This is a genomic window from Pseudomonas agronomica (assembly GCF_025917275.1).
Classification (GTDB): domain Bacteria; phylum Pseudomonadota; class Gammaproteobacteria; order Pseudomonadales; family Pseudomonadaceae; genus Aquipseudomonas; species Aquipseudomonas agronomica.
Window position 1 is genome coordinate 1 of the sequence record NZ_JAOSHO010000583.1, and the last position, 2,853, is coordinate 2,853.

Sequence of the window (2,853 nt, forward strand, 5' to 3'; positions counted from 1 at the left end):
ACGAGGCTGCGATCTTTCCCCAAACAGTTGAGTCCCAAGCGAAAGATCAAAAAATCGTCCGAACGCGGCCCGAGCCTTCGGCAGCTCCTACAGACCCAGGCGTATCAGGAAATCTCCCGCCGAAACGGAGGCAGCGCGTTAAGGATCGCCTTGCCGTAGCGCTGGGTCACCAGCCTGCGATCGAGCAAGGTGATGGTGCCGCGGTCTTCCTCGGTACGCAGTAGGCGACCGCAGGCCTGGACCAGCTTCAGCGAAGCGTCCGGCACGGAGATCTCCATGAATGGATTGCCGCCCCGGGCTTCGATCCATTCGGCCAGTGCGGCTTCCACCGGGTCGTCCGGGACCGAGAAAGGAATCTTGGCGATCACCACGTGCTCACAATAGGCGCCGGGCAAATCCACCCCTTCGGCAAAGCTTGCCAGGCCGAACAGTACGCTGGAGTCCCCGCCATCGACCCGCGCCTTGTGCTTGTTCAAGGTTTCCTGCTTCGACAGGTTGCCCTGGATGAACACTTGCTTGCGCCAATCACGGTCAAGCCCATCGAAGACGTCCTGCATCTGCTTGCGCGAGGAAAACAGCACCAAGGTGCCTCGCGATCCCTCCACCAACTCTGGCAGGTCGCGGATGATGGCGGCGGTATGGGCGGCGGCGTCCCGTGGATCGGCCTTGAGGTCCGGCACCCGCAACACACCGGCATCGGCATGGTGGAACGGGCTCGGGACCACGGCGGTCACGGCTTTTTTCGGCAGCCCGGCGCGCATGCGGAAGCGGTCGAAGGTGCCCAGGGCCGTCAGCGTAGCGGATGTCACCAGCGCGCCATAGGCCACGTTCCAGAGGTTGCGGCGCAGCATTTCCGCCGCGAGAATCGGGCTGGCATTGACCTCGATGTCGAACAGCGAACCGCTTTCGGCCAGGGTCAGCCAACGTGCCATCGGCGGGTTGTCTTCCGGGTCTTCGGTGGTGAAGGCCGTCCACAGCTCCCAGTTGCCCTGCGAGCGGGACAGCAGGCTGCCAAACAGTGGATACCACTCCTCGGCCTGGTTGCTGGCGATCCCGATATTGACCTCGCCGTCCATGCCTTCCTTGAGCAGGTCGGTCAGGCGGGTGAACAGGTCGGTCAACCGCGCAAAGCCTTTCTTGAGCTCGATGCCCATTTCACGCATGTGCTCGGGAATCACCCCGCCGACGAACCGATGCCGTGGCCGCTCGCGGCCCTCGACGTCTTCGCCGGGCTTGAAGTCCGCAACCTGCTCACACGCAGTGAACATGAACTGCTGGTTCGTCTTGATTTCCCGCGCCAGCTCCGGCACCTGCTCGATGAACTTGCCCAAGTCACCCGGCAATGGATGCTGGGCCAACAACTTGGTGAGGTTCTTGGCGGTGGTTTCCAGCCAATCGGCGGTGGAACGCAGGCGGGTGTAATGGGCGAAATGGCCGATGGCCTTGTCCGGCAGGTGATGGCCTTCGTCGAATACATAGATCGTGTCGCGCGGGTCCGGCAGGACCGCACCGCCGCCCAGGGCCAGGTCGGCCAGCACCATGTCGTGGTTGGTGACGATGACGTCGACCTTGCCCATGCCTTCGCGGGCCTTGTAGAAGGCGCATTGGCCGAAGTTCGGGCAATGACGGTTGGTACACTGGCTATGGTCGGTGGTCAGGCGGGACCAGTCGGCGTCTTCCAACGCCGTGGACCAGCTGTCGCGGTCGCCGTCCCACTTATTGCCGGCGAGCTTCTCGATCATGCTGGTGAACAGCTTCTGGCTGGCTTCGTCGACTTCGATCTTGAAGCCTTCTTCTTCGAACAATTGCGCCGTGGCAGTCTGCGCATGGCCTTCCTGGAGCAACATGTCGAGCTTGGACAAGCACATGTAGCGTCCGCGACCCTTGGCCAGGGCGAAGCTGAAGTTCAGCCCGCTGTTGCGCATCAGGTCGGGAAGGTCCTTGAAGACGATCTGTTCCTGCAGCGCGATGGTGGCCGTGGCGATGACCAGGCGCTTGCCGGCAGCCTTGGCGGTAGGAATGGCTGCCAGGCTGTAGGCCACGGTCTTGCCAGTACCGGTGCCGGCCTCCACCGCCACGACGGCCGGTTCGCCACTGCGCCGGCCTTCGTCGTCGGTGTCGATGTCACCCAGGACTTTTGCCACTTCGGCAATCATCAGGCGCTGGCCATATCGCGGCTTGAGGCTCTTGGCTTCGAGAAAACGCGAATAGGCGCCCTGGATCGTGGTTTTGAGTTCGGTGCTGATCATGAATGGTCGGGCGCAAAAAACGCTGGATAAATTTTCAGTGGTTCGGATCGGCGGCTATCATACCCCGCTAATGAATCCTGCGCAGAACGGAGTGACCCAATGACACCCTTTGCCCTTGTCTACACCCTGCATTTACTGGCGGCCCTGGTCTGGGTCGGCGGCATGTTTTTCGCCTGGATGGTCCTGCGTCCCGCCGCAATCACGGCGCTTGAAGGCCCTGCCCGGCTGAAATTGTGGGTAGAAGTGTTTCAGCGTTTTTTTGTCTGGGTCTGGATCGCCGTGGTGTTGCTGCCGATCAGCGGCGTGGGCGTTATCCACATGCGCTTCGCCGGTTTCGAAACCGCGCCACGTTATGTCCAGGTGATGATGGGCTTGTACGTGGTGATGACGGCGCTGTTCATTCGTATCCAGGGCTTGCAACTGCCCGCCTTGCGTAACGCGGTGACGGCGCAGGACTGGCCAACGGGTGCGGCGGTACTGGGGAAAATCCGGCGATTGGTGGGGATCAATCTGTTGATCGGCTTGCTGGTGGTGGCGATTGGCGCGGCGCGACCGATGTTCTGAGAATTACATATAACCGTGTGGGAGCGAGCTTGCTCGCGAT

General features: G+C 61.7%; 2 protein-coding genes. One reads left to right on the forward strand and one right to left on the reverse strand.

What is annotated here, in order from left to right:
* Positions 1 to 104 precede the first annotated feature (104 nt).
* A complete protein-coding gene (dinG, locus tag OC610_RS24800) occupies positions 105 to 2,249 on the reverse strand; it encodes an ATP-dependent DNA helicase DinG (protein WP_264431645.1) in 2,145 nt (714 codons plus the stop codon).
* Between the two features lie 99 nt (positions 2,250 to 2,348).
* Between dinG and OC610_RS24805 the strand changes: the two genes are divergently transcribed.
* Entirely contained in the window at positions 2,349 to 2,813 is a 465-nt protein-coding gene (locus OC610_RS24805; protein WP_264431647.1) for a CopD family protein, read from the forward strand.
* The last annotated feature ends 40 nt before the right edge of the window (positions 2,814 to 2,853 follow it).